This is a genomic window from Pseudomonas sp. B16120 (assembly GCF_044218845.1).
Taxonomy (GTDB): Bacteria; Pseudomonadota; Gammaproteobacteria; order Pseudomonadales; family Pseudomonadaceae; genus Aquipseudomonas; species Aquipseudomonas paracarnis.
The window spans coordinates 2,616,321-2,643,041 of record NZ_CP162588.1; the positions used below are offsets into that span (position 1 = coordinate 2,616,321).

The following is a 26,721-nucleotide window of genomic DNA, read 5'->3' on the forward strand; positions in this document are numbered from 1 at the left end:
GGGAGCTGGCTTGCCTGCGAAGACGGCCTGGCAGCCGGCCTCTATCTATCTGACGGTCAGCGTTCCAAATGTGGGAGCTGGCTTGCCTGCGATGGCGACCTGACAGGCGACACTGTTTATACCGAGTACATATCCATTCCTGCGGTAACGGCCACTTAGGGTTCCGCTTTTACAGCCAGCCCTTTCAAGGTCTTTTCGTCTTGGCAGCCTTGATTATCCGGTCCGTTGAAACATGCGCATTCACCGCGGTGCCTTTAACCCATGTTTTGGGCTTGGGTACCTTGGGGCCACGGGGGCTTTTCGCAACTTGTTTAGGTTGGATATTTCTGGCAAGCGCCAATAAGTGCTGAGCCAGTTTTTCCAACGGAATGACAGGAAAATGTTCCGAGGGCAGCGCAATCTGCATTCCCTCATATCCACTCCTGACCTGAACCGCTAAATGGTAAATCGAGGCTTCCCATCCTTCAGGCTGGGTATCCCGATGAGCTTGTTCAACACTGCGTTTGAGAACAGCCAGGACGTTGTAAGCCAATACCGCCGTTGCGAACCCCAGTAAGGCAGCCTTTGGGCTGCCAAGGGTTTCGATCTCACTTTCCAGGATCGCTTCCAGTCGCTGGAACATACCTTCAATGCTCCAGCGGCGGCGATACAGTTCGGCGATCTGTTGCGCACTGACGCTCTCAGGCAGGTTGCTCCAGAACATCAAGCTGCTGTCGCCGGAGTCCGTTGGCGAATGAAGCGTCAGTTCGACACGCCGACATTGGTAACCGCCTTTGACCTGGATGATCTGCTCACGCACAGTGCCAGTTTCCACAGGTACTGGCTCTTGCCACTCACCCTCTTGAATCAAGCGTGGATGCTTGGCTTGCTGACGAATGACAAAGCAAGTTTGGACTTGCTCACAAGCCTCCATAACCGGGAGCGTGCAATAAAGCCGGTCAGCCAGCCACACTTGGCCTGGCTCGGCATTGGCCAATAAAGGCAGCACACAAACGCGCTCGCTTGCGTAGGCATCCTCACACGCCTGAAGGTCGACGACCTGATCCAGATCGGGATCGTATGCAACAACCGAAAAACCGGGACGAGCGGCGCCGCGCTCGTTGCGTAAAGCTCCCAGACGTTTTTCAGTGGATGCCAGATGATTACCGTCCACTACCCGAACCTGCCAACCCGGCAGCATCGCCGTGCAGCCCAGCTCCCGGATGGTTGGAGCCAGGCGCTGTGCACAGCCCGTAATCAGGGCGCGCAACAGAGCAGGCTCGGTACGACTGATCTTGTCGTAGAGAGCCGCCAGGCTGACCGGAAGGTCCTCCAGTTGTCGCGCGGCGGCGTGCAGAGATGGCTTCAAGCCCAATGAAACAAGGGACATTAGCTTGATGATGGTCGAGAACAATAGCTCACGAGAATACTGCCGTTGCCGGTGTTCTTCGAAAACCTGATCAATCCACTCGGGGGCAATAGCCTGCTGCAGCGCCAGTTTGGCCATGACACTGGCAGGTGCTTTTTTCTCGAAACGCGCTAGAACTTCCGCCCACATCGTTTAGGTACCCCCTGAATGAATTTCAGGGGATTTTACAGAAGACCTTGAAAGGGCTGGCTTTTACAGCGGCTCACTTTTGAAAAGCGCAAAAGTAAGCAAAACGCTCTTGCCCCACCACTCGGCACCTCGCTTAGGCTCGGTGTGCCCGTAATCCGCCAGTGATTTGGGGGGCCGCCGCCACGCGCCATCCATGGCGCGGGGCGGCTAAACCGGCATCCCTGCCGGTTTACCCCCCAAATCACTGTCGAATTCCGGCCAGCGTGGTTTGACGGGGCGCCTAAGATCAAGATCAAGAGCAGATCAAGAGCGGCTCGCTTCGCATCGTGGTTACCTGGGCGGCACATTCGACTTCTCTGTCGATTGAACTGCCGTCTTCGCAGGCAAGCCAGCTCCCACATTTGGACTGTGGGGTGTCAGAGAGATAAGCATCGGCTGTCCGGCCGCTATCGCAGGCAAGCCCGCTTGCTCCCGCATCTGGCCGAGGTCATTTCAGCTCATTTGTACCCTCCAGAAGCCTGTAAACCCCGCTTTGACAGGCTCTGCCCGCAACCCTGTCACAGAACCGTCACGCCTCATCCCTAGCTTGCCCTCCCAGTTGCCAGGCCCTTTGCCTGGCGCCAACGGATTCTTGGGGAGGGTTTCATGTACAAGCGCACCGGGCTCGTCAGCTTTACGCTTACCGCCTTGGCTCTGGCGATAGCCTGCGAGCGGCTCAACGCCGCCGAAGCGGCGACCGAGCATGTCGATGTGGTCGGCCAAGCCGCTGCGATCGACAGCGCCCTCAAGGAGCAACGCTCTTCCGACAGTATCAAAAGCGTGGTGCATGCCGACGGCGTCGCCCAGTTGCCGGATGAGAATGTTGCCGAGGCGGTGCAGCGCTTGCCGGGCATCAGCGTTGAACGTGACCAGGGCGAAGGCCGCTTTGTCAGCGTGCGCGGCCTGGGCCCGGACCTCAACAGCGTGACCATCAACGGCACCCTGGTGCCATCCCCCGAGAGCGAACGCCGCGCCGTGGCCCTCGATGTTCTGCCTTCGGAATTGGTGCAGTCGCTGTCGGTGATCAAGACGCTCACACCGGACATGGACGCCAACTCCCTCGGCGGCACTGTCGATGTGAAGAGCCTCTCGGCGTTCGACCACAAGGGCCTGTTCTACACCGGCAGCACCGAGGCCAGTTATGACAAGAACACGCACCAGACCAGCCCGAAATTCTCTGGCGCCGCCAGTAACCGGTTCAGCCTCGGCGACGGTATCGACAACTTTGGCGTGGCCGCGGCGCTCAGTTGGCAGAAGCGTGATTTCGGCTCGGACAACGTCGAAACTGGCGGCGCCTGGGACTTCACCAACGGCGCCCGGCTCAACGAATTCGAGCAGCGCGACTATGACATCAGCCGTGAACGCGCCGGTGGTGGCCTTAACTTCGATTACAAGCCCGATGACCTGAGCAGCTACTACCTGCGCACCCTCTACAGCCGCTACAAGGACACCGAAACCCGCAACGCCGCCAGCCTCGAGTTCGCTGACCCGCAAGCGCCCGGTGAATTGGGCGAAGCCGAGGGCAAACGCAAGCTCAAGAACCGCGAGGAAACCCAGAAAATCCAGTCCTACGTATTGGGCGGTGAACGCCTGCTCGGCCTGTGGACCTTGAGCGGCCAGGCCGGTTACAGCCGTTCCAGCGAAGACAGCCCAGGGCATATTGCCGGTGCGACCTTCGATGGCGGTGATTTTGCCCACAGCGGCTTTTACGACAAGGCCAAGCCGCGGCCCATCGTTGGTAGCGGTTTCTACGACCCTGCCAATTTCAGCCTCGACAAAGTCGACTGGGAAAAACAGCACACCCAGGACACCGAGAAAAACCTGCGCCTGGACCTGGCGCGCGACTACGACCTGCGCGGTTACGCATCCCAGTTCAAGTTCGGCGGCAAGGTCAGCCGACGCCACAAGGACAATGACTTGGAGGCCTGGGTCTACAAGGACCTGGATGAACAGGGCTTGAGCGATGAACAACTCAACCTCACTCAGTTCCAGAAGGGCAGCGTCGACTACCGTCTCGGCCGCTTTGGCCCAGGCATCAGCGCGAGCAATATCCGCCAGTTGATCGGCGGCCTCAATCGCGATGACTTCTATGACCCCACCGAATCCACGGTCAACGACTTCACCATCCGCGAAGACATCAACGCCGGCTACCTGATGAACACCGTCGATATTGACGACTGGCGCTTCATTGCCGGCATGCGTTACGAGGGCACTGAATTCGAAGCCAAGGGCACCGGCGCCACGGACGGCCAGTTCAGCGCCACCGAGACCAAGCGCCGTTATCACCATTGGCTGCCGGGCTTGCATGCGCGCTACCAGATTGACAAGAACACCCAAGTGCGCGCCGCCTGGACCAAATCGGTGGTGCGTCCGACCTTTGGCCAACTGGCCCCAGGTTTTGTGATCGACGATGACGAAGCCACCTTCGGCAACCCGGACCTCAAGCCTCTGGAGTCGAGCAACCTGGACCTGGGCATCGAACATTTCATGGGCCGTGCCGGTACCGTGTCGGCATTCGTGTTCTACAAAGACATCCAGAACTTCGTCTACAACACCGATGTCGCCGGTACCGGGGCCTGGGCCAACTTCGCCGAGGCGCACACCTTTGCCAACGGCGACAGCGCCAAACTCTATGGCCTGGAGTTGGCCTACTCACAGAAGTTCGACTGGCTGCCTGCGCCGTGGAACGGCTTGATGATCGGCGCCAACAGCACCTTCAGCCGTTCCAGCGCGGACATCGAGGGCTTCGACAGTGCCAGCGGGCGCAATCGCAAGCGCAACATCAGCCTGCCCAACCAATCGGACACGGTCGGCAACCTGATGCTCGGTTGGGAAGACGACACCCTCAGCCTGCGTCTCTCGGCCAATTACAAATCGGCCTACCTGTACGAGTTGGCGTCGATCAACGACAAGGCCCATGACCTGCACGTCGACGCGCAAACCTTCGTTGATTTCAGCGCGCGCTACTCGCTGACCAAGAACCTGCAGGTCAGCTTCGAGGCACAGAACCTCACCGATGAGTCGTACTTCGTCTACACCGGCCACCGCAGCTACAACGGCCAGTACGAAGAGTACGGCCCCACCTACAAGCTGGGCCTGACATTCACCCATTTCTAACGATAACGCGTGCATCCTGAAGGATTTGTCTGTTCATGAGAATTTCCGAGCTGTGCCTGCTGGTCGTACTGGTTAGCAGCGCCAATGCGTTCGCCACTGACCTACCGTTGACCCCGTGGGCACCGAGCCTTAACGCCCAAGCCGTTGCCTTCCTGCCCGGCGGCACCCAGCGCGTAGCGGCCAGTGCCCGCGACGGCCTGCTGCTGCTCGACGATAACGGCGTCGGACTGGCCCGCTTCAAAGGCCGTTTCAGCAGCCTCGACATACGCACTGGCGGCACTCAATCGCTGATCGCCAGCCTCGACAACGACCGCCAGCAGGCCTTGCTGATCGGCCTCGATGGCGCCGGCAAAACCTGGGGTACGCCGCTGTACCTGCCGCCCCGCGACTTTGCGGTAAACAGCCTGTGCCTCTATCGCGATGCGACGGCCAACCTGTTTGTGTTTCTGGTCGGTGAAGAGGGCAAGGGCGAACAGTGGCTGGTGGGCAATGGTGCGACCCTGTTGGCCCAGGCGCAGCGTGTTCGCAGCCTGCCACTGCCGCCATCGGCGCAATACTGCCAAGTGGACGATGCGACCGAGCGATTGGTGGTGAATGAGCAAAACGTCGGCTGGTGGGCCTACCCGGCGCACCCGGAAGCCGAGGTGAAGCGCACGCCCGTGGCGCTGTTCGACGATCCCCAGCGCGAAGCCGGCGTCATGGCGCTGGTGCCGGGCGGGATGCTCGCGCTGGACCCGAAAACCGCGCAGTTGCACCTGTTCCAGCAAGTCGGGGAGCGTTGGGTCGGGCAATCCAGCCTGGCCTTGCCGGGCCTCAAAGAACCGGAGCAACTGGCGATACAGGGCCGGCAGGTGCTGGTGCGGGACGACAACAGCGGCCAGCTCTATCAGGGCCGTCTCGACTGGCAAGCCACGCCGGTGCCGGTTGCGCCGATACTTGCCCAAGTCGCTGCACTGCGCCAGACCGAACCCGTGGGTCGCCAGGGCGACGCGGCGGATGACCCGGCCATCTGGATTCACCCGGAAACACCGGCCAAAAGCCGTGTGCTGGGGACCAACAAGAAACAGGGCCTGCTGGCCTACGATCTCGACGGCAAGCTGCTGCAGGAACTGGCAGTGGGGCGCCTGAACAATGTCGACCTACGCCCAGGCTTCAAACTGGGTACGCACACCGTCGACCTGGCCGTGGCGAGTAACCGCGACCGCAACAGCTTGAGCCTGTTCAGCATCGACCGTCAGAGCGGCGAGCTGCGTGAAGCCGGTGAGGTCTCCACGCCACTCAAGGACATCTACGGCATCTGCCTGTACCAGCCCGCCAGCGGTGAGCTCTACGCGTTCGCCAATGACAAGGATGGCACCTTCCTGCAATACCGCCTGAGTGCACCGGCTGGCCGTGTGCAGGGCGAGTTGGTGCGTCAGTTCAAGGTCGACAGCCAACCCGAGGGCTGTGTGGCCGATGACCAGCGCCAACGCTTGTTCATCGGTGAGGAAGATGTCGGCGTGTGGGCGATGGATGCCCGTGCCGAGCAACCGGCCACGCTCACTTCGGTGATCAAAGTAGGCGCGCAACTGCACGCGGACGTCGAAGGCCTGGCGCTGTATCAAAGCCCCGCACGGGATTACCTGGTGGTCTCCAGCCAAGGCAATGACAGCTACCTGGTGCTGGACGCCGAGCCGCCATTCGCTGTGCGCGGCGCCTTGCGCGTTGGCCTCAATGCAGCCGCCGGCATTGATGGCGCCTCGGAAACCGATGGCCTGGAGGTCACTGCCGTCAACCTCGGCGGGCCATGGAGCCAGGGCATGCTGGTGGTGCAGGACGGGCGCAAGCGCATGCCCGAGCAAGCCCAGAACTTCAAGTTCGTGCCCTGGGCCGAGGTGAGCCGTGCGTTGAAATTACCCTGAGCTGTCATCACGCAGTCATCCGTTTTTAATCGAATAGGAGCTTCACCATGCACGCGACGATGGAACATATGACGATCTGGAGCTTGATCAGCGACGCCAGCCTGTTGGTCAAGGCTGTGATGGTCACTTTGCTACTGGCGTCCTTGCTCAGTTGGTACCTGATCATTCAGCGCAGCAGTGTGCTGCGTGGTCTGGAACGCCAGCTTGACGGCTTCCTGGCGCGCTTTCGCGTGGCGTCGGACCTGCAACCCTTGTATCGCGAAACCGTGCAGGCGGGCGAGGGCGGTGTGGCGCCGATCTTTATTGCCGGCATGCAGGAATACCAGCACTTGCACCACCACGATCCGGCAGTGCTCGAGGGTGTGGAGCGCGCCTTGCAGGTAGCGATCACCGAGCAGGAGCTGGAGCTGGAAAAGGGCTTGCAGTTTCTGGCCACGGTGGGGTCGGTCAGCCCCTACATCGGCCTGTTCGGGACCGTGTGGGGCATCATGAATTCGTTCCTCGGCTTGTCCCAGGTGCAACAGGCCACCCTATCGACCGTGGCACCGGGTATTGCAGAAGCCTTGATTGCCACGGCCATTGGCCTGTTTGCGGCGATTCCGGCAGTGGTCGCCTATAACCGCTTTGCGGCACGCAGCCAGACCTTGCTCACGCGCTACTACGCTTTTGGCAATGAGCTGCAAGTGCACCTGCACCGCACACTGCGCGGTACCTCGAACAACCTGGCCGTGGCCGCCTGAACAAGGAGCAAAGCGATGTTGATCAGGCCGCAACGCAAGCACGGGCCCAAGGCCGAGATGAATGTGGTGCCCTACATCGACGTGATGCTGGTGCTGCTGGTGATTTTCATGGTCACCGCGCCCATGCTCACCCAGGGCGTGAAGATCGAACTGCCCAAGGTCGCCGCCGAGGCACTGGCCACCGATACGCGCCAGCAGATCCTGACGTTATCGGTGAAGGCGGACGGTGGCTACTACTGGAACCTGGGGGGCGAACTGGAGACCCGCCAGCAGACCGACAGCGCGGTGACCCTGGAAGAAATGAGCGCCAAGGTCATGCAGGTGGTGGCGGCGCGCAGCGATACCCAGGTGTATATCCGCGCTGATGACAATGCCGGTTATGGCCGTGTGGTGGCGGCCATGGCGGTGCTGCAGAAGGGCGGCATCAGCAATCTTGGGCTGGTGACAGAGGCCCCACAATGACGGTGATGATCATGCACAGTCCGGCACTGGCCTTGGCGCCTGACAGCGATGGTTTCTGGCGTAAAAGCCTGGCAGCGAGCCTGGCCGTGGCGCTGCATGGTGCGGTGGCAGTGGCGTTGATGCTGGGCTGGTCAACGGAGCGACCGGGGGTGCCAGCGCCACGGGTGATGCACACGCAGTGGGTGGTTTTACCCGCGCCGGCGCCTGCTCCGACACCTGAACCCGTCGCTGCCGCACTGCCAGAACCTGTTGCCATCCCGGTACCAACCAAACCGACGGTCGATCCGCAGGCCCAGGCGCAAAAGCTCGAGAAAGCCGCGCTGGCGCGCAAGCGGGTGGAAGAAAAGAAACTCGAGCAACAACAGCAGCGCATGGCGACCGAGCAGCGCAATCAGGCGTTGGAACAGCAGCGTCTGAGTCAGGCGCGTGCCGCTTCGGAAAAAGCCCGAGCCGCCGTGCCTGTGCCTACCCCTGCATTCGACAGCCGCCAGTACCAACCCTTGAGCAAGGCCGCCCCCGACTACCCCGAACGCGCCTTAGACAAGAACATCGAAGGCGACTGTTCGGTGGAGTACACCGTCAACACCCAGGGCCACGTGGAAAACCCCAAGGTGCTGGACGGCTGTCACCCGTTGTTCATTCGGCCCTCATTGGCGGCGGCCAATACTTTTCGCTACCAGCCGAGAATCGTCGATGGCAAGGCTGTTGCCGTACCGGCAGTGCGCAACACCTTCCACTACCGCATCAAATGAGCTTCTCCAGCCACCTCCCCAAAACCTGTGGGAGCTGGCCTGCCTGCGATAGCGGTGGCTCAGTTGAATATTCAGTGACTGACACACCGCCTTCGCGGGCAAGCCCGCTCCCACAGGGGATCTGTGCCGGGCGCTGATTTTTTGTGGGCAATGCACGACTAGTGTGGGAGCTGGCTTGCCTGCGATAGCGGTGGCTCAGTTGAATATTCAGTGACTGACACACCGCCTTCGCGGGCAAGCCCGCTCCCACAGGGGATCTGTGCCAGGCGCTGATTTTGTGGGCAATACATGACCAATGTGGGAGCTGGCCTGCCTGCGATAGCGGTGGCTCAGTTGAATATTCAGTGACTGACACACCGCCTTCGCGGGTAAGCTCGCTTCCACAGGGAATCTGTGCCAGGCGCTGATTTTGTGGGCAATACATGACCAATGTGGGAGCTGGCCTGCCTGCGATAGCGGTGGCTCAGTTGAATATTCAGTGACTGACACACCGCCTTCGCGGGCAAGCCCGCTCCCACAGGGGATCTGTGCCGGGCGCTGATTTTGTGGGCAATACATGACCAATGTGGGAGCTGGCTTGCCTGCGATAGCGGTGGTCCAGTTGAAGATTCAGTGACTGACACACCGCTTTCGCGGGCAAGCCCGCTCTCACAGTGGAATGTGTTCAGGCCAGCGCTTTCTCGTGGGGTTCGATCACGCTGTAGCGGTTCGCTGGCACTTCCAGGCCGAGGTTGTCGCGCAATGTTCGGCCGCTGTACTCGGTACGAAACAACCCCCGCTGTTGAAGCACGGGCACCACCCACTCAGTGAAATACTGCAAGCCATCCGGCAGTACCGAATTGATAATGAAACCATCGCTGGCACCGCTCTCGAACCAGGTTAGGATCGCATCCGCGACCTGTTGCGGGGTGCCGACGAAGTCGCGCAGGGGCCGTGAGAAACGCAGGGCTACTTCGCGCAGGGTCAGGCCTTCGTCACGGGCCAGTTGCTTGATACGCTCGGAGCCACCTTTCTGGCTGTTGGCGCCCAGGTCGCCCAATTCAGGGAAGGGCGCATCCAGCGGGTACTGGCTGAAATCATGGTCGTTGAACGGCCTGCCGAGTGCGACAATGGCGTCTTCCACGGTGACCAGTGCCACGGCTTGCTGGTAGCGGCTTTCCACTTCGGCGGCATCGCGCCCGACAATCGGGCGGATGCCCGGCAGGATCGACAGGCTGTCCGGGTCGCGGCCAAAGCCCTTGGCGCGGCGTTTCAAATCGGCGCTGTAGGCCTTGGCCTCATCGATAGTTTCCACATGCACAAAAATCGCATCGGCGTTTTCGGCGGCAAAGTTACGCCCATCCTGCGAAGTGCCCGCCTGGAAAATCGCCGGTTGGCCCTGGCGCGAACGCGCGATGTTCAGCGGGCCTTTGACCGAGAAGAATTCGCCCTTGTGGTTAAGCGCATGCAACTTGCCTGGGGTGAAGAATTCGCCGCTGTGTTTGTTATAGGCAAAGGCGTCGTCCTCCCAGGAATCCCATAGGCCCTTGACCACATTCAAATGCTCCTTGGCGATGCGGTAACGCACGGCGTGGGGCGGGTGTTCGGCCTTGCCGAAATTATCGGCGGTGCCGCTCAGCCACGAGGTGACTACGTTCCAGCCAGCGCGGCCGCCGCTGATGTGGTCCAGGGAGGCGAACTGGCGTGCTACCTGGTAAGGCTCGGTGTAGCTGACGGTCACGGTGGCGACCAGGCCGATGTGAGTGGTCAGCGCGGCCAGGGCCGAGAGGATCGTCAGCGGCTCGAAACGGTTGAGGTAATGGGGGCTGGACTTGGGGTGGATATGCAGGCTGTCGGCGATGAACACGAAGTCGAACCGGGCGGCTTCGGCCAGTGCGGTCTGCTGCTTGTAGAAGCCGAAATTGGTGCTGGCGTCGGGTTGTGCCTGCGGGTGGCGCCATTCGCCCCAACCGTGGCCGACACCGTGCACCATGGCACCGAGTTTCAATTGACGTGGCTTGCTCATGTTCTGCTCCTTAGCGCGAGGCTTGTTCGAGGGGGATACGCTTGGCGTTGAAGCTGGAATCGAAGCCCTGGGAGACGTCGATGTGTTTGCTCAGCAGGCCTTCTTTTACATAGGTGTCGGCGGTGGCTTGCAGGCCATGGATCACCGTATCGTCAATCGTGACCGGGGAAAGATGGGTGTCCTTGGCCACTTCGATATGCACGGCCAGTGGCAGGCCAGTGATCTTGGCTTGGGCAGCGGCGTATTGCTCGGGATGGGTATTGGCCCAGGCGTAGGCGCGATCAATGCGGGCGACAAAGTCGTCCAGTTGCACACGTTTGTCGGCAATGGCCTGGCCGGTAGCGGCGAAGTACAGATGATTGCTCAGCAGGTGCTTGCCGCTCACCAGCACGCGAGCATTGCTCTGTGAGGTGACCACGGTGGTGTAAGGGTCCCACGTCGCCCAGGCATCGGCGGTGCCGTTGTCGAGTACCAACCGGGACTCGGCGGGCAGCAGGAAGATGAACTGCACATCCTGGGTGGTCAGCCCGGCATCGTTCAGGGCCTTGATCGCCAGGTAGTGCCCGATGGAGCCGCGCCCGGTGACGATCTTCTTGCCCTTGAGGTCGGCCGCGGTCTTGATCGGTGAATCCTTGGGCACCAGCAGCGCCGTGGTGTTACGGCCTTCGGCATGGATGATGCTGATCACCTTGATCGAGGCACCGGCGCCGAGGGCGAACACATAAGGGGCATCGCCCAGGGCGCCGACATCCACAGCGCCGGCGTTCAGCGCTTCGCCCAGGGGCGAGGCCGAGGGGAATTCCGACCATTTGATCTCGTAGGGCACGTTCTGGCTTTCGCCCGAGGCTTCCAGCAGCGCCTTGATCGTGGATTTCTGGTTGGCCACGCGCAGCGGTTGCAGGTCGCCAGCCTGGACGGTGGAAAGCAGGCCGAGGGCGAGGGCAGCGCCCAGCAACAGGCGTTTGAATGGAATGGCGTACAGCATGGGAAAAACTCCAGGCGTTAGGTAAAGGAAAGTACCTCCGCCTGGAGAAGGGGTCGGTTGGGCGAAACGGTGCAGCGCTGAATCAGATCACGTAGAAGCCATGGGTGCCGTCGCGGGCCAGTTGTTCCACGAGGCCGAACTCCCAATCCAGGTAAGCCTGCATGGCTTCCCGAGGGTTGTCGGTGCCTTCGTAAGGGCGGCGGTAGCGGTCGATACGCGGGGACGCCAGGTGGCTTTCGCCTGACTCAAGGGGCAGTTGCGCTTGGATCCAGCCGGCCGTGCCGTCCTGCAGCAAAAAGACCGGCTTGCCGGTGAGGGCCTCGACTTCCGGCACGGCCAGGCGCGCCAGTTGGCTGCTGCCGCAGGTCAACACATAGCGCTGGGCGCTCGGTACCTTGCTCAGGGCCTCGGGCAGTTGCGCGCGCAGCACCCACCAGGCGCCGGGGATATGACGTTTCACGTAGTTGGCGCTGGCCGTGAAGTCCAGCACCTGCGTGTCGCCATGGCCGAGCCAGTCGGCAAGGGTGTGGGGGCTGATCAGTTCGGCCTGGGGCGGCGGCGGTACTGGCGCGACCCATGCGCCGCGCTCGCTGAAGTGCTCCGCTTGCAGGTCATCCAATACGTACACCTGCCAGCCCAACTGGGCCAGCCACGACGCGGACATATTGGCGCGCACACCGTCGTCGTCCACCAGGACCAGGCGCGCACCGCGCACACTGGCAACGTGGTCGGTTTCCTGCACCAGTTGCCCGCCCGGGGTGGCACGGGCGCCCGGCAGGTGGCCGGCTTCGAATTCTTCTACGGTGCGCACATCGAACAGGTAGGTGGTGCGGGTCGCGTCCTGTTGCCAGCGGTGCAGATCATTGAGCGTCGCACGCTTGACCCCGGCTTTATCGGCAACACCACGTGCCTTTTGGGCGGCGAGCTGGCGATGGTTTTCCGAGGTCGGCGCAAAGCGGCGCGCCTGGCCATGGTCGAGGGTCTGCCCGGCCAAGGTCCAGCCGATGGTGCCGTTGCGCAGGGCTGCCACCGGGTTGGGGAGGCCGGCGTTGATCAACGACTGGGTGCCGATAATGCTGCGGGTGCGCCCGGCGCAATTGACGATGATGCGCGTGGCTGGATCGGGCGCCAGCTCACGGGCGCGCAACACCAACTCGGCCCCCGGCACACTGATGCCGGTGGGGATGCTCATGGTCTGGTATTCGTCGAAACGGCGCGCATCGAGCACCACCACATCGGCCTGGCTGTCGAGCAGGGCCTGGACCTCTTCGGCGGCCAGGGACGGCGTGTGACGCTGGTTCTCCACCAGTTCGCCAAACGCCTTGCTGGGTACATTGACGTCGATAAACAGCTCGCCACCGGCCCGACGCCAACCGTCCAGCCCATCCTCCAGCAGGCTGACCTGGGTGTAGCCCAGTGCAACCAGGTGTTCGGCGGCGCGCTGGGCCAGCCCTTCGCCGTTGTCGTACAGGGTGACCTGGGTATCGCGGCGTGGAATGCGCGCGTACACCTCCAGTTCAAGCTTGGACAAAGGGATATTCGCGGCGAACAGAGGGTGGGCCTCGGCAAAGGGCGCTTCTTCGCGTACGTCGATCAGCGCGACTTCTTCGCGTGCCAACAGGGCCTGGCGAATCTGCGCAAAGCTGCGGGTCGATAGGGTGGTCATAGGGCAGGGCTCTTTTCTTTGGACAGGTCCCAGATGTTCGGGAGATAGGCGTTGGAATAACCGGAGATAAACAGTTTCTCGCTGCCGTCGGGTTGATACACCGCCCGGCGCACCGCGCCGATATTGGCGCCGTATACGTGGATGCTGATGGACACTTGGTCGCCGTGGGCATTGCTGACCTGATGGATATCGCCGACTTTGGGCGACACCGCCTCGACCTGGCCCGGCAGCAATTGCACGGGTTCGCCTTGCGCTACCAGGCTGCCGCCCGGTGCCCGGGCAAACCCCTGGGAAACCTCCGCGCCGCGCAACATACCGATCAGCCCCCACACCCGGTGGTCATGAATCGGTGTGCGTTGCCCTGGCCCCCACACAAAGCTGACCACGCTGAATCGCTGGCGCGAATCGGCATGTAGCAAGATTTGCTGGTAGCGCTCGGGGTCGGGCTGGGCGAATTCGTCGGGCAGCCAATCATCGTGGCTGACCAATTGCGCCAGCAACTTGCCGCCACGGTGCAGCAGGTCGCCTTCACGCGGGTTGCCGTCGATCAATTCCGCCAGGGCGCCTATGAAGGCTCTGAGTCTCTCGGGGTGTCGGGCCTGGGTCATGACCATTCCATCGGGCTGTTGGTGTATTTTTATCTAAGCATAATGTTTGTTTTTAATATGCTAATTTTTAATGATTAGCTTATAGCCGAAGGTAATTTAGAACCGGTTTGAATAGGGTTAGACGTTATTGATCACTGGCTGGGCTATCCAGACCTGTGTGCGGCCACTATGCTTCACGCACATCTTAATGACTGATCTGTATGTGCGGCCCAAATGAAAATTGACGATATCGATGCCTTTGTCGAAGTGATTCGTTGCCAGTCCATCAGCCATGCCGCCGCGTCGTTGCAGCTGACCCAGCCAGCCATCACCCGCCGCGTGCAGAACTTCGAGCAGGCTCTGGGAGTGGAACTGTTCGACCGCAACACCAAGCCCCTCAAGCCAACGCTGATCGGTACGCGTGTCTATGAGCAATGCCGGTTGATCCTGCGCGAGATGGATGCCCTGCGCGAACTGGTGGCCACCGATGCGCCGCCCACCGGCGTGCTGCGCTTGGGCGTACCGCAGACCATTGGCGATGTGGTGCTGCTGGACGCACTCAAGCACCTGCGCAGCGAATACGCCGACTTGCGTGCCCAGGTTGCCACCGGCTGGGGCAGCCAATTGGTCGGCAAGATCGAACGCGGCGAACTGGATGCGGCGGTGGCGTTGTTTCCCGCGGGCAAGATCTTCCCGGACAACCTGGTCGGTGAGTCCATCGGCAAGATGGAGTTGGTGGTGGTCTGTGCCAAGGCGCAATTGCCTAAGAAGCCTTGCAAGCTGGCGGACGTGTACCAGAGCGGTTGGATCCTCAACCCGGACGGCTGCGGGTTCCGTGCGGGGTTGCAGCGCACCTTGTCTGACCAGGGCCTGGCGCTGCGGGTAAACCTGGAAACCTTTGGCACTGAACTGCAACTGGGCCTGGTGGCCGACGGCCTCGGCCTTGGCCTAGTGCCACGTCCGTTGCTGGAACGCAGTGCTCATCGCGAGCAGTTGGCGGCGATGCCCCTCAAGGACTTCAAGCCGGTGATGGATTTGTGGCTGATCTATCCGCATTTTCTCGGCAACCTGCAAGGGCCGGTGGATGCTTTTGGTCAATGGGTGGCAGACGCTTTGCACAAGATCCGCAGCGCTGCCTGACGCTCTGCCAGCCGACGCTTATCCACCTGACCCCCCGGCGAACCCAATGTGGGAGCTGGCTTGCCTGCGATGACGGCCTGACAGCCGACATTTACCTACCAGACACCCCCGCAATCCAACTGTGGGAGCTGGCTTGCCTGCGATAGCGGCCTGACAGTCGATACAGTTATACCGAGTACATATCCATTCCTGCGGTAACGGCCACTTAGGGTTCCGCTTTTACAGCGGCTCACTTTTGAAAAGCCGGAATGCCGGCCCAGACAAAAGTAAGCAAAACGCTCTTGCCCCACCACTCGGCACCTCGCTTGGGCTCGGTGTGCCCGTAATCCGCCAGTGATTTGGGGGGGGCGCCGCCACGCGCCATCCATGGCGCGGGGCGGCTAAACCGGCATCCCTGCCGGTTTACCCCCCAAATCCCTGTCGAATTCCGGCCAGCGTGGTTTAACGGGGCGCCTAAGATCAAGATCAAAAGCAGATCAAAAGCAGATCAAGATCAAGAGCGGCTCGCTTCGCATCGTGGTTTGTATCACTGCACGTCCACTCGCTGCACCTGCAACCCCAACTGTTCATATGCCTGCACATCCGGTGCATCCCACTCGGTAATCAGCGTATGAATACGGCTGCATGGCGCCACCACAAAGGGTTCCACCGCGCCGAGTTTGTCTGAGGTGGTCACGGCGATGACGTGGGACGCGCTGTCGAGCAAGGCTTGCTTGACGGCGACTTCACCAAAATGCAGCGAGGTGATGCCCACTTGCGGGTGCAATGCGCACACTCCGGTGAACAACAGGTCGGCCTTGACGCTCTGGATCAGGCGCACCGCTTCATTGCCGCCGGTGGAGAGCGTAGCGGGGTTGAGTTGGCCGCCGGCCAGGATCACTTTTATATGCGGATGGTCGGCCAGGGCGATGGCGATCAGGGGGGATGGCGTGACCACAGTCAGGTGCAGTGCATGGGGCAAGCACTGCGCAATCTGCAAGGTGGTGGAGCCAGAATCGAACAGCACGATCTGGCCGTCTTCAACCCGCTCCGCCGCCACGCGGGCGAGGTGGCGCTTGACCTCGTTGGTCTCGCCGACACGGGTAAAGAAATCCTTGCCGGTGTCCTTGGGCCGGGGCAGGGCGCCGCCGTGTACGCGTTGCAACAGGCCGGCGGCAGCGAGTTCGCCAAGGTCGCGGCGGATGGTGTCCTGGGACACGGCGAAATGCTCGACCAACTCAGATGCGGTGACCTTGCCGTCGCGTTCCAGCAGCAACAAGATCTTTTGTTTGCGCAGGGAAGGCAGGTCGATGGCTTGATGAGTGTTATGCATGTTTGTGCGCTTTATTGCGGGTTTGTGCGAGATTAATCGTCAGTCCATCTAAACGCAACGGCTGGTTGCCCACGCTCCTGCCGGTTACTCTCTGTGTTCAGTTCAGGGAGAGGTGACCCGATGCCGTTGATCACAACCATCGAAGACTTACGCAAGCTGGCGCAAAAACGTGTCCCCCGCATGTTCTACGACTACGCCGATTCCGGCTCTTGGACTGAGAGCACCTACCGCGCCAACGAAACTGATTTTGCGCGTATCAAGTTCCGTCAACGGGTGGCGCGCAATATCGACGAGCGTTCGATCCGCGCCATTATGATTGGCCAGGACATGGCCATGCCCGTGGCGCTGGCGCCGACTGGACTGGCGGGCATGCAGCATGCCGATGGCGAAATCCTCACTGCCCGTGCCGCTGCTGCGTTCGGGCTGCGCTACACCTTGTCGACCATGAGTATCTGTTCGCTGGAAGACATCGCCGAGCACGTCGGCCAGCCGTTCTGGTTCCAGCTGTATGTGATGCGCGATCGCGGTTTTATCGAGCAGTTGATCGAGCGCGCCAAGGCGGCCGGGGTGGATGCATTGGTGCTGACCCTGGATTTGCAGATTCTGGGGCAGCGCCACAAGGACTTGATCAATGGTTTGTCCGCGCCGCCCAAGCTGACCCTGCCGAACATTCTCAACATGATGACCAAGCCGCGCTGGGTGATGGGCATGCTGGGTACCCAGCGGCGTGGTTTCGGCAATATCGTCGGGCATGTGAAGGGGGTGGCCGACATGAGTTCGCTGTCGTCGTGGACCGCCCAGCAATTTGACCCGCGCCTGAGCTGGGACGATGTGGCGTGGATCAAGCGGTGCTGGGGCGGCAAGCTGATCATCAAGGGCATTCTCGATGTGGAGGATGCGCGCTTGGCGGCCGATTGCGGTGCCGATGCGTTGGTGGTGAGTAACCACGGTGGCCGGCAGCTTGATGGCGCGCCGTCGAGCATCAGCCAATTGCCGGCGATTGTCGAGGCCGTGGGCAACCGCATTGAAGTGTGGCTCGACGGGGGTATTCGTTCCGGCCAGGACGTGCTCAAGGCCATGGCGCTGGGCGCCAAGGGCACCATGATTGGCCGCCCGCACTTGTATGGGTTGGGGGCGATGGGCGAGGCGGGGGTGACCAAGGCGCTTGATATCATCGCCCGCGAACTGGACGTGTCGATGGCGCTCTGTGGCTATAAGGATATACGCGAAGTAAATCGCGAAATCCTGTTGCCCGGTACCTTTCCTGGAAGCACGGCTTGAGCAAAAAAAACGTAAAAATATAAAAAGAGTTGTCCACGAAAACCGTGGGTATCTCTGTGGATAACTTTGCGAAGGCCCGGCAGCGTTGGCGATTTCAGCGAAGATCATTATTTGATCAACTTGTATTTCGGGCCAACATGGCCAGGGTTTGCGCTTGACAGCCAAGCGCGAACCCAGTGTCGAAAAGCGTATTTACGAGGCGTTATCGCGGCCTGTGGAGTGTGTCACCACCTGGGCAGGCATCTTCGTGCGCATCAGGTTTTCCAGCGCCTGGCCATAGCTGCGTCCGGCGAGGTTCATGCTGTTGTTATGGCTGGCACCGGGCACCAGCAACAGGTGTTTGGGTTGCTGGGCGGCTTCGAATAACTGCTGGCTGAAGCGCGGTGGTACGTAGCGGTCGTCGAGGCCGTGGACCACCAGCAGCGGCATGTGGATGTCGGCAATCTTGTCGATGGAATCGAACTTCTGCGACAGCAACCAGCGCACCGGCAATGAGGTGTTGGCAACGGCCGTGGCGACATCCGCCAGGGAGGTGAACGTGGACTCGATCACCAGCCCGCGCACCGGCAATGGCACCTGCTTGCCCAACTCGGCAGCGAGGTCGATGGCGACCGCGCCACCCAGGGAGTGCCCGTAGATCAGGCGCTTGCCGGGGTCTGGTTGCAGGGTCTGGAAACGCTCCCAGGCAATGCGAGCGTCCTCGTACACCGTGGCTTCCGAGGGCAAGTCGCCCTGGCTTTGGCCAAAGCCGCGATAGTCGATGGCCAGGACCGAAAAGCCCAGGGCATGCAATTGCTCGATGCGAAACAATTGGCCCGTGAGGTTCCAGCGTACCCCGTGCAGGTAGAGGATGGCGGGCGCGTCTTTGTTAGCTGCCGGGTACCACCAGCCATGAATGTTCTGCCCTGCTTTGAAACTGGCGGGCTTGAGTTCGAATTCCTGCACCGCCTTGGGCAGGCCGGTGTACCAGCCGGCGGTTCCCGGCTCGATGCGAAACACAAGTTCGCGCTCCTTGTGTTGCAACACGGCGCAACCGACCGGCAGGCCGACAATCAACACGGCCATGCACAGCCAGACAAACCAGCGCAGGCCCCGGCGGGGCATAGAAGCAGAAGACATGAAGGTTCCAGAACAAAGATGAAGCACGGGTTTTACCAGATGGCCTGGGCGGGTAGGCATTAATGCGACGGCCGTGACGGATGAAAGTGTTACAGCATTGAACAATCCTCGTGCGGGTTGTTAGGGTGAGGGGCTGAACAGGAGGAAAAACACATGGATTTCACTGGTAAAACCGCAATCGTCACCGGAGGTGCGCGTGGCTTGGGACTCAGTTATGCACGAGCACTGGCGCAGGCTGGGGCCCGTGTTGTCATCAGTGATATTGGCGCCGACAACGTGGGCACCGGCACCGATGCGTCGGTGGTGCAACAGGCCGCCGAGGCGTTGCGCGCCGAAGGGTTGATGGTAGCGGGCCATGGCGGTGACTTGTCCACGGACGAGGGGTGTCGGCAGTTGATCAGCTATACCCTCGAAACCTTCGGCCAACTCGATATTTTGATTCACAACGCCGGCTGGGTGGGCTACCAGCCCATCGCAGAACTCGATGCTGCGTTCCTGCAGCGCGCCATGGACATCAACCTCTACGCACCGCTGTGGTTGTGCAAACATGCCTGGCCACATCTGCTGCGCTCTTGTGCGCCGCGCATCATCCTCACCACCTCCGACCGCGCCATGTATGCGCAATACGAACAGACCGGGCTGGTGGCCTACAGCGCTGGCAAGATGGCGCAAGTGGGGATCATGAATGCCTTGAGTCACGAAGGCGCTGAGGCGGGGGTGCTCGTCAACGCGATCTCGCCGGTGGCCAAGACGCGCATGTGGGGCGTGACCCAAGAGCCGGACGAACTCAAGCCGGATTGGGTGACGCCGGGCGTGTTGTTCCTGGCTTCCCGGCAGTGCACCGATACCGGCTATATCCTGCGCGCCAGCAATGGCCAATTCACCGCCACGCGTTTCAGTGAAAATCCTGGCGTGGATTACCCACGCAATCTTGCCCGGATCAAAGCAGGCAGTGCTGAAGAAGTGGCCGCCGCGTGGTCGCATATCAAACAGCCGCCCACCCAGGCCACCACCTGAATCTGTTTCCACCTACCAAGGCTCGACCATGAACGATAGCCCCGTGCGCATCACCGCCGAAGAAACCCTCTCGGACAACTGGTACCTGCTGAAGAAATACAGCTTCGACCTGCGCCGTCGCGACGGCAGTTGGCAAGCCCAGACCCGCGAGGTGTATGACCGGGGCAACGGTGCGACCATCCTGTTGTACAACCGTGAGCAACGCACAGTCTTGCTGATTCGCCAGTTCCGCATGCCCACGTTCGTCAACGATTACCCCGGCTACCTGATTGAAGCGGCGGCCGGTTTGCTCGATAACGCCAGCGCCGAAGAACGCATCCGCCTGGAGGCCGAGGAAGAGACCGGCTATCGCGTGGGGCATGTGGAGAAAATCTACGCGGGGTTCATGAGCCCGGGATCGGTGACCGAGCGGATTCACTTTTTTATCGGTGAATACCAGCCAGGCGACCGAGTGGGGGCGGGCGGTGGCCTGGAAGAAGAGGGCGAGGATATCGAGGTGCTGGAGCTGGGCTTTGAGCAGGCACTGGCGATGGTGCAGAGCGGGGAGATTGTGGATGGCAAGACGATCATGTTGTTGCAGCATCTGGAGCTGCGGATGTTGAAAGAGGGGTGGTGAGACGCTTGGAAACTCTGCTGATGAGCGCGGGCCGAGGTGGGAGGGATCTACACAACGTTGGAGGTTGTAGCAGCCAACGGTAACCACGATGCGAAGCGAGCCGCTCTTGATCTTGCTCTTGATTTGCTTTTGATCTTAGGCGCCCCGTTAAACCACGCTGGCCGGAATTCGACAGGGATTTGGGGGGTAAACCGGCAGGGATGCCGGTTTAGCCGCCCCGCGCCATGGATGGCGCGTGGCGGCGGCCCCCCAAATCACTGGCGGATTACGGGCACACCGAGCCCAAGCGAGGTGCCGAGTGGTGGGGCAAGAGCGTTTTGCTTACTTTTGCGCTTTTCAAAAGTGAGCCGCTGTAAAAGCGGAACCCTAAGTGGCCGTTACCGCAGGAATGGATATGTACACGGTCCAACTGTGTTGACTGTCAGGCCGCTATCGCAGGCAAGCCAGCTCCCACAGTTGAATCATGGGGTGTCAGGTAGGCGGGCGTCGACTGTCAGGCCGTCACGGAGGCAAGTCCCCTCGCACAGGTGTAACACCCAGCCCCGACTGACGGTTATTGTCAGAAATTTCCCACAGGAGTACAAATGTACTCCATGACAAACCTGACTCCCCGCCGCACCGCCATCCTGACCTTCATTCGCGAGCGCATCGCGCAACAAGGCCAGCCTCCCAGCCTCGCCGAGATCGCCGAGGCGTTCGGCTTCGCCTCGCGCAGCGTCGCCCGCAAGCATGTGGTGGCGCTGACCGAAGCCGGCTTTATCGAGGTCAACCCCAACCAGGCCCGTGGCATTCGCTTGCTCAATCAACCTGCGCGTCCCGAGTGGCTGGATGTACCGGTGCTCGGCCGTGTAGCGGCCGGTCGGCCGATTGGCGCCGATGCCGAGGTGCACAGCCGCTTGCAACTGGACCCCGCCACCTTCGCCAAAACCCCCGACTACCTGCTGCGAGTGCAGGGCGATTCGATGATTGAAGATGGCATTCTCGATGGCGACCTGGTGGGCGTACGCCGCACTGCCGAAGCCTTGAACGGGCAGATTGTGGTGGCGCGCCTGGACGGCGACGTCACCATCAAGCGATTCGAGCGCCACGGCGACAGGGTTCGCCTGTTGCCGCGCAACCCGGCGTATCAACCCATCGTGGTCGGGCCCGAGCAGGACCTGGCCATCGAAGGCGTGTTCTGTGGCCTGGTGAGGCAAGGCTGATGGGCGCCGTGGTTGCCCTGGACTCGCTGTTCAATGGCGGGCGAGTCTGGAAGGGCCGGCCCGCCGCGCCCCCGGCCAGCGTACATCCCACGGGGCTGGCGGCGCTGGATGCGGTGCTGCCCAGTGGCGGCTGGCCGGAATCGGCCTTGAGTGAAATCCTGATGGCCCAGGACGGGGTGGGCGAGTTGCAACTGGTGCTGCCCACACTGGCGCGCTTGTCGGCCCTGGGCGAGCGCATTGTGCTGGTGGCGCCGCCCTATACCCCCTATCCCCATGCGTGGCAGAACGCCGGGGTGGATGTGCGCCAGTTGTCCATCATCCGGGCCGAGGAGCGTGACGCGCTGTGGGCGGTGGAGCAATGCCTGCGTTCGGGCAGTTGCGGGGCGGTGTTGTGTTGGCCGCGCAAGGCCGATGATCGTGCCTTGCGGCGTTTGCAGGTAGCGGCGGAAACCGGGCAGACCCTGGCGTTTGCCTGGCGCTCCTTGAGCGAGGCGATCAATGCCTCGCCCGCCGCCCTGCGCTTGGCGGTCGAGGCCAGGCCCGCGCAAGTGCGGGTGCTCAAGTGCCGTGGCGGGCTGGCCCATCCGGCGCCGATTGCCCTGGCGGGGCATTGAGGTTGCCATGCGTTGGGTGTGTATTGTCTTCCCGCAATTGGCGCTGGACGGGGCACAGCGTGTGCACCCCGAACCCGAGCAGCCGCTGGCGCTGCTGGCCGGCACGCCGCAGCGGCGTGTACTGCAAACCGTCAACGCCGCCGCCCGCGCCTTGGGCCTGCGCCCCGGGCAATCGTTGACGGCGGCCCATGCCCTGGTCAAGCACTTTGCCTGTGTCGAATACGACCCGTTGGAGATCGAGCGCCTGCAGCAGTTTCTGGCCGCCTGGGCCTATCGTTTCAGCTCCCAGGTCAGCCTGTATTACCCACGGGCTTTGTTGTTCGAGATCGAATCGAGCCTGGGCCTGTTCGGGCCCTGGCCGCACCTCGAGGCGCGTTTGCGCAAAGAGCTGACCGAACTTGGCTTTCGCCATCGCATCGTCGCTGCGCCCAACCCGGCGGCGGCGCGGATATTGGCAAACGGCTACGACGGCCTGGCCGTGGCCGATGACCGCGCCCTGATGCAGGCCCTGGCATCGTTGCCTATCGACCGCGCGGGCCTTGAACCCCAGGCCGCCACCGCCTTGTCGCGCATGGGCCTGCGCAGCCTGGCCCAGGTGCAGGCCTTGCCACGGCACACCTTGGCGCGACGCTTTGATGCCAGCCTGCTCAAGCACCTCGACGCCCTGAGCGGGCAGCGGCCATTGGCCTTGGATTTTTATCAACCGCCCGACCAGTTCGATGCACGCATCGAGTTGAATTTCGACGTGCAATCCCACCAGGCGCTGTTGTTCCCCTTGCGGCGCTTGACCGGCGATCTGTCCGCTTTCCTGTGCGGGCGTGACAGTGGCGTGCAGCGCTTTGACCTGCACCTGGAACACGCCCAGGCACACGACAGCGTGATCAAGGTGGGCCTGCTCAGTGCCGAGCGCGAGCCTTCGATGTTGTTCGAACTGGCCCGTGGGCGCCTGGAGCAGGTACAGGTCACCGCGCCGGTGCGGGGGGTGCGCCTGGTGGCCGAGGACTTGCCGGTGTTCGTGCCGCAACGCCAGGACCTGTTCGACGACCGCCCGCAACAAACCCTGCCGTGGGAACAGTTGCGCGAACGCCTGCGTGCACGTCTGGGGGATGAGGCGGTGCAGGGCCTGCGTTTTCAGGCCGACCACCGCCCCGAATGCGCCTGGCAGGCCGCGACCGACCCCCAGGCGTGCCCGAGCTTGAACAAGGTCCGCCGCCCAGGCTGGCTATTGCCGCAACCGACCTTGCTGGCCGAACACGGCGTACAGATCCTGATGGGCCCGGAGCGCATTGAATCCGGCTGGTGGGATGGCGCCGATGTGCGCCGCGACTATTACCTGGTCCAGACCCGCGCCGGCCAGCAGGGGTGGGCCTATCGCACGGTGGGGCAAGGCGATGGGCTGTGGTTGCAAGGGTGGTTTGCATGAAGACCCTTGGGCCGCCACCTACTGTAGGAGGGTACATGAGTTACGCCGAGCTGCACTGCCTGTCCAATTTCAGTTTCCAGCGTGGCGCCTCCAGTGCGCTGGAGCTTTTCGAGCGCGCCAAGCGCCAAGGCTACAGCGCCCTGGCGATTACCGATGAATGCACGCTGTCGGGCATCGTGCGCGCTTGGCAAGCCGCCAAAGCCGTAGACTTGCCGTTGATTATCGGCAGCGAAATGCACATCGAAAACGGCCCGAAACTGGTGCTGCTGGTAGAGAGCCTGAGCGGTTACCAGCACCTGTGCCGGCTGATCACCCTGGCCCGGCGGCGGGCTGAAAAGGGCCGCTATCGCCTGCTACAGGAAGATTTCGAGCAACCGTTGCCCGGTCTTTTGGCGTTGTGGGTAGCGCAAGACAGCGACACCCAGGCCAGCCTCGACTGGCTGCGCCGCACCTTCGACCAGCGCCTGTGGCTGGCGGTGCATCTGCATTGCGGCCAGGACGATGCGCGCCATCTGCAACAGCGCTTGCAACTGGCCCACAGCCTGCAAATCCCTGCCGTGGCCTGCGGTGATGTGCATATGCATGCGCGGGGCCGCCGGGCCCTGCAAGACACCATGACCGCCATCCGCCACCACGTGCCGGTGGCCGAAGCCGGCACGCGCCTGCACCCCAATGGCGAACGCCACCTGCGTAGCCTGGATGCGCTGGCGGCGCTGTACCCCCAGGCCTTGCTGGATGAAACCCTCGCCATCGCGCGGCGCTGCACCTTCGACCTCGGCCAGTTGCGCTATCACTATCCACGCGAGCTGGTACCCGCGGGGCATGACGCCCAATCCTGGCTGCGCACCCTCACCGAAGAAGGCATCGCCCAGCGCTGGCCCGAAGGCATCGACGACAAGACCTTGCAGCAAATCCATCGTGAACTGCAGCTGATCAGCGAGCTGGGTTACGAAAGCTATTTTCTTACGGTGCATGACATCGTGCGTTTCGCCCGCAGCCGTTCGATTTTGTGCCAAGGCCGTGGTTCGGCGGCTAACTCGGCGGTGTGTTTTGCCTTGGGCATCACCGAAATCAACCCGAGCCTGACCAACCTGCTGTTCGAGCGCTTCCTGTCCAAGGAGCGCAACGAGCCGCCGGACATCGACGTGGATTTTGAGCACGAACGCCGCGAAGAGGTGCTGCAATACGTGTTCCAGCGCTATGGCCGCACCCGTGCAGCCTTGACGGCGGTGGTCAGCAGTTACCACGCCACGGGCGCGGTACGTGATGTGGCCAAGGCCCTCGGGCTGCCGCCGGACCAGATCAACGCCTTGGCCGATTGCTGCGGGCGCTGGAGCGATGAGGCGCCGCCGTTGGAGCGCCTGCGTGAAAGCGGCTTCGACCCGGACAGCCCACTGCTGCGGCGTGTCTTGACGTTGACCCAGCAACTGATCGGTTTTCCGCGGCACCTGTCCCAGCACCCTGGCGGCTTTGTGATCAGCGAATACCCGCTGGACACCCTGGTGCCGGTGGAAAATGCGGCCATGGCCGAGCGCACCATTATCCAGTGGGACAAGGACGACCTCGACGCCGTCGGCTTGCTCAAGGTGGACATCCTCGCCCTGGGCATGCTCAGCGCGATCCGCCGCTGTTTCGATTTGCTGCGCCGGCATCGCCACCGGGACTTGAGCCTGGCCACGATTCCCAAAGAAGACCCGGCCACCTACGCCATGATCAGCAAGGCCGACACCATCGGTGTATTCCAGATCGAGTCGCGGGCACAGATGTCGATGTTGCCCCGGCTCAAGCCGCAGACGTTTTATGACCTGGTGATCGAGGTCGCCATCGTACGGCCTGGGCCGATCCAGGGCGGCATGGTGCATCCGTACTTGCGTCGACGGAATAATGAAGAGCCCACGACCTATCCGTCGCCGCAATTGAAAGCCGTGCTGGAACGCACCCTGGGCATCCCGCTGTTCCAGGAACAGGTGATGCAGATTGCCATGGTCGCCGCCGACTACAGCCCCGGCGAGGCCGACCAGTTGCGCCGCTCCATGGCCGCCTGGAAACGCCACGGTGGCCTGGAGCCGCATCAGCAACGCCTGCGCACCGGCATGCTGAAGAACGGCTACACCGAAGCCTTTGCCGCGCAGATTTTCGAGCAGATCAAGGGCTTTGGCAGCTATGGTTTCCCTGAGTCCCACGCCGCCAGTTTCGCCTTGCTGACCTATGCCAGTTGCTGGCTCAAATGCCATGAGCCAGCGGCCTTCGCCTGCGCCCTGATCAACAGCTGGCCCATGGGCTTCTACAGCCCGGACCAGATCCTGCAGGACGCCCGGCGCCATCGCTTGCAGATCCGCCCGGTGGATGTGCAGGCCAGTGACTGGGAGTGCAGCCTGGAGCCCATTGACGGGCAGCAACCGGCGATTCGCTTGGGCTTGCGCATGATCTCGGGGTTTCGCGAGGAAGACGGGCGGCGTATCGAAGCGGCGAGGCAGCAGCGGCGGTTCAACGACATCGCTGACCTGGACGCGCGCGCCGGCCTGGATACGCGTGCCCAGGCGCTGCTGGCGGATGCCGGGGCCTTGCGCGCCCTGGCCGGCAACCGCCATCAGGCGCACTGGGACGTAGCCGGTGTGCATCAGCAACTGGGCTTGTTTGCCGGCCTGCCGAGCCCCGATGAAACGCGGGTGGCATTGCCCGAGCCCACGGTAGGCGAAGATTTGCACGCCGATTACGCCACCCTCGGTACCACCCTGGGGCCCCATCCCCTGACGTTGTTGCGCGCCGAGTTACGCCGGCGCCGCTGCCGCAGTTCCCAGGAGTTGCTGGCGGTGGAACATGGGCGCAACGTGAGCATCGCCGGGCTGGTCACAGGGCGCCAACGCTCAGGCACGGCGAGCGGCGTGACCTTTGTCACCCTGGAAGATGAGTTCGGCAACCTCAATGTGGTGGTCTGGCGCGACCTGGCCGAGCGGCAGCGCCAGGCGCTGGTGGGCTCGCGTTTGCTCAAGGTGGACGGCCGTTGGGAGGCGGTGGGTGAGGTGCGGCATTTGATCGCGGGGCGCCTCACCGATTTGACGCCGCTGCTGGATGGAATGGTGGTGCGCAGCCGGGATTTTCATTGAGTTCCAGGGGTTTATGCATTCCTCTGTGTTCAGGATGAAACCATCCACCGCTGGCGCGCTCCAAAACTTGCGACTGTCTTGTCCCTGCACAGAGCCCAA

General features: G+C 62.0%; 20 protein-coding genes. 13 read left to right on the forward strand and 7 right to left on the reverse strand.

The window, feature by feature from the left end:
- Window positions 1-184 precede the first annotated feature (184 nt).
- Entirely contained in the window at window positions 185-1,486 is a 1,302-nt protein-coding gene (locus AB4P90_RS12400; RefSeq protein WP_074059269.1) for an IS4 family transposase, read from the reverse strand.
- 696 nt (window positions 1,487-2,182) lie between these two features.
- On the opposite strand from AB4P90_RS12400, the gene AB4P90_RS12405 reads away from it, so the two are divergent.
- From AB4P90_RS12405 to AB4P90_RS12425, 5 genes are read left to right on the forward strand one after another with little or no spacing between them, the layout of a single operon-like run.
- On the forward strand, window positions 2,183-4,693 hold the full coding sequence (locus AB4P90_RS12405; RefSeq protein ID WP_395605928.1) for a TonB-dependent receptor: 2,511 nt from the start codon (window positions 2,183-2,185) through the stop codon (window positions 4,691-4,693).
- Between the two features lie 35 nt (window positions 4,694-4,728).
- Window positions 4,729-6,594, forward strand: a complete 1,866-nt coding sequence (locus tag AB4P90_RS12410) for a phytase (RefSeq protein ID WP_395605929.1) — start codon at window positions 4,729-4,731, stop codon at window positions 6,592-6,594.
- A 47-nt stretch (window positions 6,595-6,641) separates the two neighbouring features.
- Window positions 6,642-7,334 (forward strand): protein TolQ, encoded by a 693-nt coding sequence (gene tolQ / locus AB4P90_RS12415; RefSeq protein WP_014718164.1) that lies wholly within the window; start codon window positions 6,642-6,644, stop codon window positions 7,332-7,334.
- Between the two features lie 15 nt (window positions 7,335-7,349).
- A complete protein-coding gene (tolR, locus tag AB4P90_RS12420) occupies window positions 7,350-7,796 on the forward strand; it encodes a protein TolR (RefSeq protein ID WP_020302089.1) in 447 nt (148 codons plus the stop codon).
- Window positions 7,793-8,548 carry an energy transducer TonB gene (locus AB4P90_RS12425; RefSeq protein WP_020302090.1) on the forward strand — a complete coding sequence of 252 codons (756 nt, stop codon included), beginning with the start codon at window positions 7,793-7,795 and terminating at the stop codon, window positions 8,546-8,548. Before tolR ends, AB4P90_RS12425 begins: the two co-directional genes overlap by 4 nt.
- A 664-nt stretch (window positions 8,549-9,212) precedes the next feature.
- Here the strand turns inward: AB4P90_RS12425 and AB4P90_RS12430 are convergent.
- The 4 genes from AB4P90_RS12430 to AB4P90_RS12445 all read right to left on the reverse strand — a co-directional run bounded on the left by AB4P90_RS12430 (window position 9,213) and on the right by AB4P90_RS12445 (window position 13,812).
- Window positions 9,213-10,553, reverse strand: a complete 1,341-nt coding sequence (locus AB4P90_RS12430) for an LLM class flavin-dependent oxidoreductase (protein WP_395605930.1) — start codon at window positions 10,551-10,553, stop codon at window positions 9,213-9,215.
- Window positions 10,554-10,563: 10 nt separating this feature from the next.
- The gene (locus AB4P90_RS12435; RefSeq protein ID WP_020302880.1) at window positions 10,564-11,538 is read right to left on the reverse strand and encodes an ABC transporter substrate-binding protein; all 975 of its coding nucleotides are present in this window, start codon (window positions 11,536-11,538) and stop codon (window positions 10,564-10,566) included.
- 82 nt (window positions 11,539-11,620) lie between these two features.
- Window positions 11,621-13,204 carry a rhodanese-related sulfurtransferase gene (locus AB4P90_RS12440; protein WP_323559147.1) on the reverse strand — a complete coding sequence of 528 codons (1,584 nt, stop codon included), beginning with the start codon at window positions 13,202-13,204 and terminating at the stop codon, window positions 11,621-11,623.
- The gene (locus AB4P90_RS12445) at window positions 13,201-13,812 is read right to left on the reverse strand and encodes a cysteine dioxygenase (RefSeq protein WP_072434457.1); all 612 of its coding nucleotides are present in this window, start codon (window positions 13,810-13,812) and stop codon (window positions 13,201-13,203) included. Before AB4P90_RS12445 ends, AB4P90_RS12440 begins: the two co-directional genes overlap by 4 nt.
- A 213-nt stretch (window positions 13,813-14,025) precedes the next feature.
- Between AB4P90_RS12445 and AB4P90_RS12450 the strand changes: the two genes are divergently transcribed.
- A complete protein-coding gene (locus AB4P90_RS12450; RefSeq protein ID WP_003191880.1) occupies window positions 14,026-14,931 on the forward strand; it encodes a LysR family transcriptional regulator in 906 nt (301 codons plus the stop codon).
- A gap of 526 nt (window positions 14,932-15,457) precedes the next feature.
- On the opposite strand, the gene AB4P90_RS12455 is transcribed toward AB4P90_RS12450, so the two are convergent.
- Window positions 15,458-16,243, reverse strand: coding sequence for a DeoR/GlpR family DNA-binding transcription regulator (locus AB4P90_RS12455; RefSeq protein WP_395605931.1), 786 nt, complete (start codon window positions 16,241-16,243; stop codon window positions 15,458-15,460).
- Between the two features lie 120 nt (window positions 16,244-16,363).
- Between AB4P90_RS12455 and AB4P90_RS12460 the strand changes: the two genes are divergently transcribed.
- On the forward strand, window positions 16,364-17,524 hold the full coding sequence (locus tag AB4P90_RS12460) for an L-lactate dehydrogenase (RefSeq protein ID WP_395605932.1): 1,161 nt from the start codon (window positions 16,364-16,366) through the stop codon (window positions 17,522-17,524).
- A gap of 192 nt (window positions 17,525-17,716) precedes the next feature.
- On the opposite strand, the gene AB4P90_RS12465 is transcribed toward AB4P90_RS12460, so the two are convergent.
- Complete coding sequence (locus AB4P90_RS12465) at window positions 17,717-18,643, reverse strand: alpha/beta hydrolase (protein ID WP_032903886.1); 927 nt, start codon at window positions 18,641-18,643, stop codon at window positions 17,717-17,719.
- A 153-nt stretch (window positions 18,644-18,796) separates the two neighbouring features.
- Here AB4P90_RS12465 and AB4P90_RS12470 point away from each other — a divergent pair, with 153 nt between their 5' ends.
- The 6 genes from AB4P90_RS12470 to AB4P90_RS12495 all read left to right on the forward strand — a co-directional run bounded on the left by AB4P90_RS12470 (window position 18,797) and on the right by AB4P90_RS12495 (window position 26,622).
- Entirely contained in the window at window positions 18,797-19,660 is an 864-nt protein-coding gene (locus AB4P90_RS12470) for an SDR family NAD(P)-dependent oxidoreductase (protein ID WP_236465957.1), read from the forward strand.
- A gap of 28 nt (window positions 19,661-19,688) precedes the next feature.
- On the forward strand, window positions 19,689-20,276 hold the full coding sequence (locus AB4P90_RS12475; RefSeq protein WP_395605933.1) for an NUDIX domain-containing protein: 588 nt from the start codon (window positions 19,689-19,691) through the stop codon (window positions 20,274-20,276).
- A 584-nt stretch (window positions 20,277-20,860) separates the two neighbouring features.
- On the forward strand, window positions 20,861-21,478 hold the full coding sequence (lexA, locus tag AB4P90_RS12480) for a transcriptional repressor LexA (RefSeq protein ID WP_020301598.1): 618 nt from the start codon (window positions 20,861-20,863) through the stop codon (window positions 21,476-21,478).
- Window positions 21,478-22,092, forward strand: a complete 615-nt coding sequence (gene imuA, locus AB4P90_RS12485; protein WP_003191873.1) for a translesion DNA synthesis-associated protein ImuA — start codon at window positions 21,478-21,480, stop codon at window positions 22,090-22,092. Before lexA ends, imuA begins: the two co-directional genes overlap by 1 nt.
- Window positions 22,093-22,099: 7 nt before the next feature.
- Window positions 22,100-23,515 (forward strand): DNA polymerase Y family protein, encoded by a 1,416-nt coding sequence (locus AB4P90_RS12490; RefSeq protein WP_201915192.1) that lies wholly within the window; start codon window positions 22,100-22,102, stop codon window positions 23,513-23,515.
- Between the two features lie 35 nt (window positions 23,516-23,550).
- The gene (locus AB4P90_RS12495) at window positions 23,551-26,622 is read left to right on the forward strand and encodes an error-prone DNA polymerase (RefSeq protein ID WP_395605934.1); all 3,072 of its coding nucleotides are present in this window, start codon (window positions 23,551-23,553) and stop codon (window positions 26,620-26,622) included.
- Window positions 26,623-26,721: the final 99 nt, after the last annotated feature.

Coding starts and splice junctions, on each gene's coding strand:
- tolQ (WP_014718164.1), top strand. CDS start 6,642: ATGCACGCGACGATGGAACATATGACGATCTGGAGCTTGATCAGCGAC.
- AB4P90_RS12440 (WP_323559147.1), bottom strand. CDS start 13,204: ATGACCACCCTATCGACCCGCAGCTTTGCGCAGATTCGCCAGGCCCTG.
- tolR (WP_020302089.1), top strand. CDS start 7,350: ATGTTGATCAGGCCGCAACGCAAGCACGGGCCCAAGGCCGAGATGAAT.
- AB4P90_RS12425 (WP_020302090.1), top strand. CDS start 7,793: ATGACGGTGATGATCATGCACAGTCCGGCACTGGCCTTGGCGCCTGAC.
- AB4P90_RS12475 (WP_395605933.1), top strand. CDS start 19,689: ATGAACGATAGCCCCGTGCGCATCACCGCCGAAGAAACCCTCTCGGAC.
- AB4P90_RS12495 (WP_395605934.1), top strand. CDS start 23,551: ATGAGTTACGCCGAGCTGCACTGCCTGTCCAATTTCAGTTTCCAGCGT.
- AB4P90_RS12430 (WP_395605930.1), bottom strand. CDS start 10,553: ATGAGCAAGCCACGTCAATTGAAACTCGGTGCCATGGTGCACGGTGTC.
- AB4P90_RS12445 (WP_072434457.1), bottom strand. CDS start 13,812: ATGACCCAGGCCCGACACCCCGAGAGACTCAGAGCCTTCATAGGCGCC.
- lexA (WP_020301598.1), top strand. CDS start 20,861: ATGTACTCCATGACAAACCTGACTCCCCGCCGCACCGCCATCCTGACC.
- AB4P90_RS12410 (WP_395605929.1), top strand. CDS start 4,729: ATGAGAATTTCCGAGCTGTGCCTGCTGGTCGTACTGGTTAGCAGCGCC.
- AB4P90_RS12490 (WP_201915192.1), top strand. CDS start 22,100: ATGCGTTGGGTGTGTATTGTCTTCCCGCAATTGGCGCTGGACGGGGCA.
- AB4P90_RS12400 (WP_074059269.1), bottom strand. CDS start 1,486: ATGGCCAAACTGGCGCTGCAGCAGGCTATTGCCCCCGAGTGGATTGAT.
- imuA (WP_003191873.1), top strand. CDS start 21,478: ATGGGCGCCGTGGTTGCCCTGGACTCGCTGTTCAATGGCGGGCGAGTC.
- AB4P90_RS12450 (WP_003191880.1), top strand. CDS start 14,026: ATGAAAATTGACGATATCGATGCCTTTGTCGAAGTGATTCGTTGCCAG.
- AB4P90_RS12460 (WP_395605932.1), top strand. CDS start 16,364: ATGCCGTTGATCACAACCATCGAAGACTTACGCAAGCTGGCGCAAAAA.
- AB4P90_RS12435 (WP_020302880.1), bottom strand. CDS start 11,538: ATGCTGTACGCCATTCCATTCAAACGCCTGTTGCTGGGCGCTGCCCTC.
- AB4P90_RS12405 (WP_395605928.1), top strand. CDS start 2,183: ATGTACAAGCGCACCGGGCTCGTCAGCTTTACGCTTACCGCCTTGGCT.
- AB4P90_RS12455 (WP_395605931.1), bottom strand. CDS start 16,243: ATGCATAACACTCATCAAGCCATCGACCTGCCTTCCCTGCGCAAACAA.
- AB4P90_RS12465 (WP_032903886.1), bottom strand. CDS start 18,643: ATGTCTTCTGCTTCTATGCCCCGCCGGGGCCTGCGCTGGTTTGTCTGG.
- AB4P90_RS12470 (WP_236465957.1), top strand. CDS start 18,797: ATGGATTTCACTGGTAAAACCGCAATCGTCACCGGAGGTGCGCGTGGC.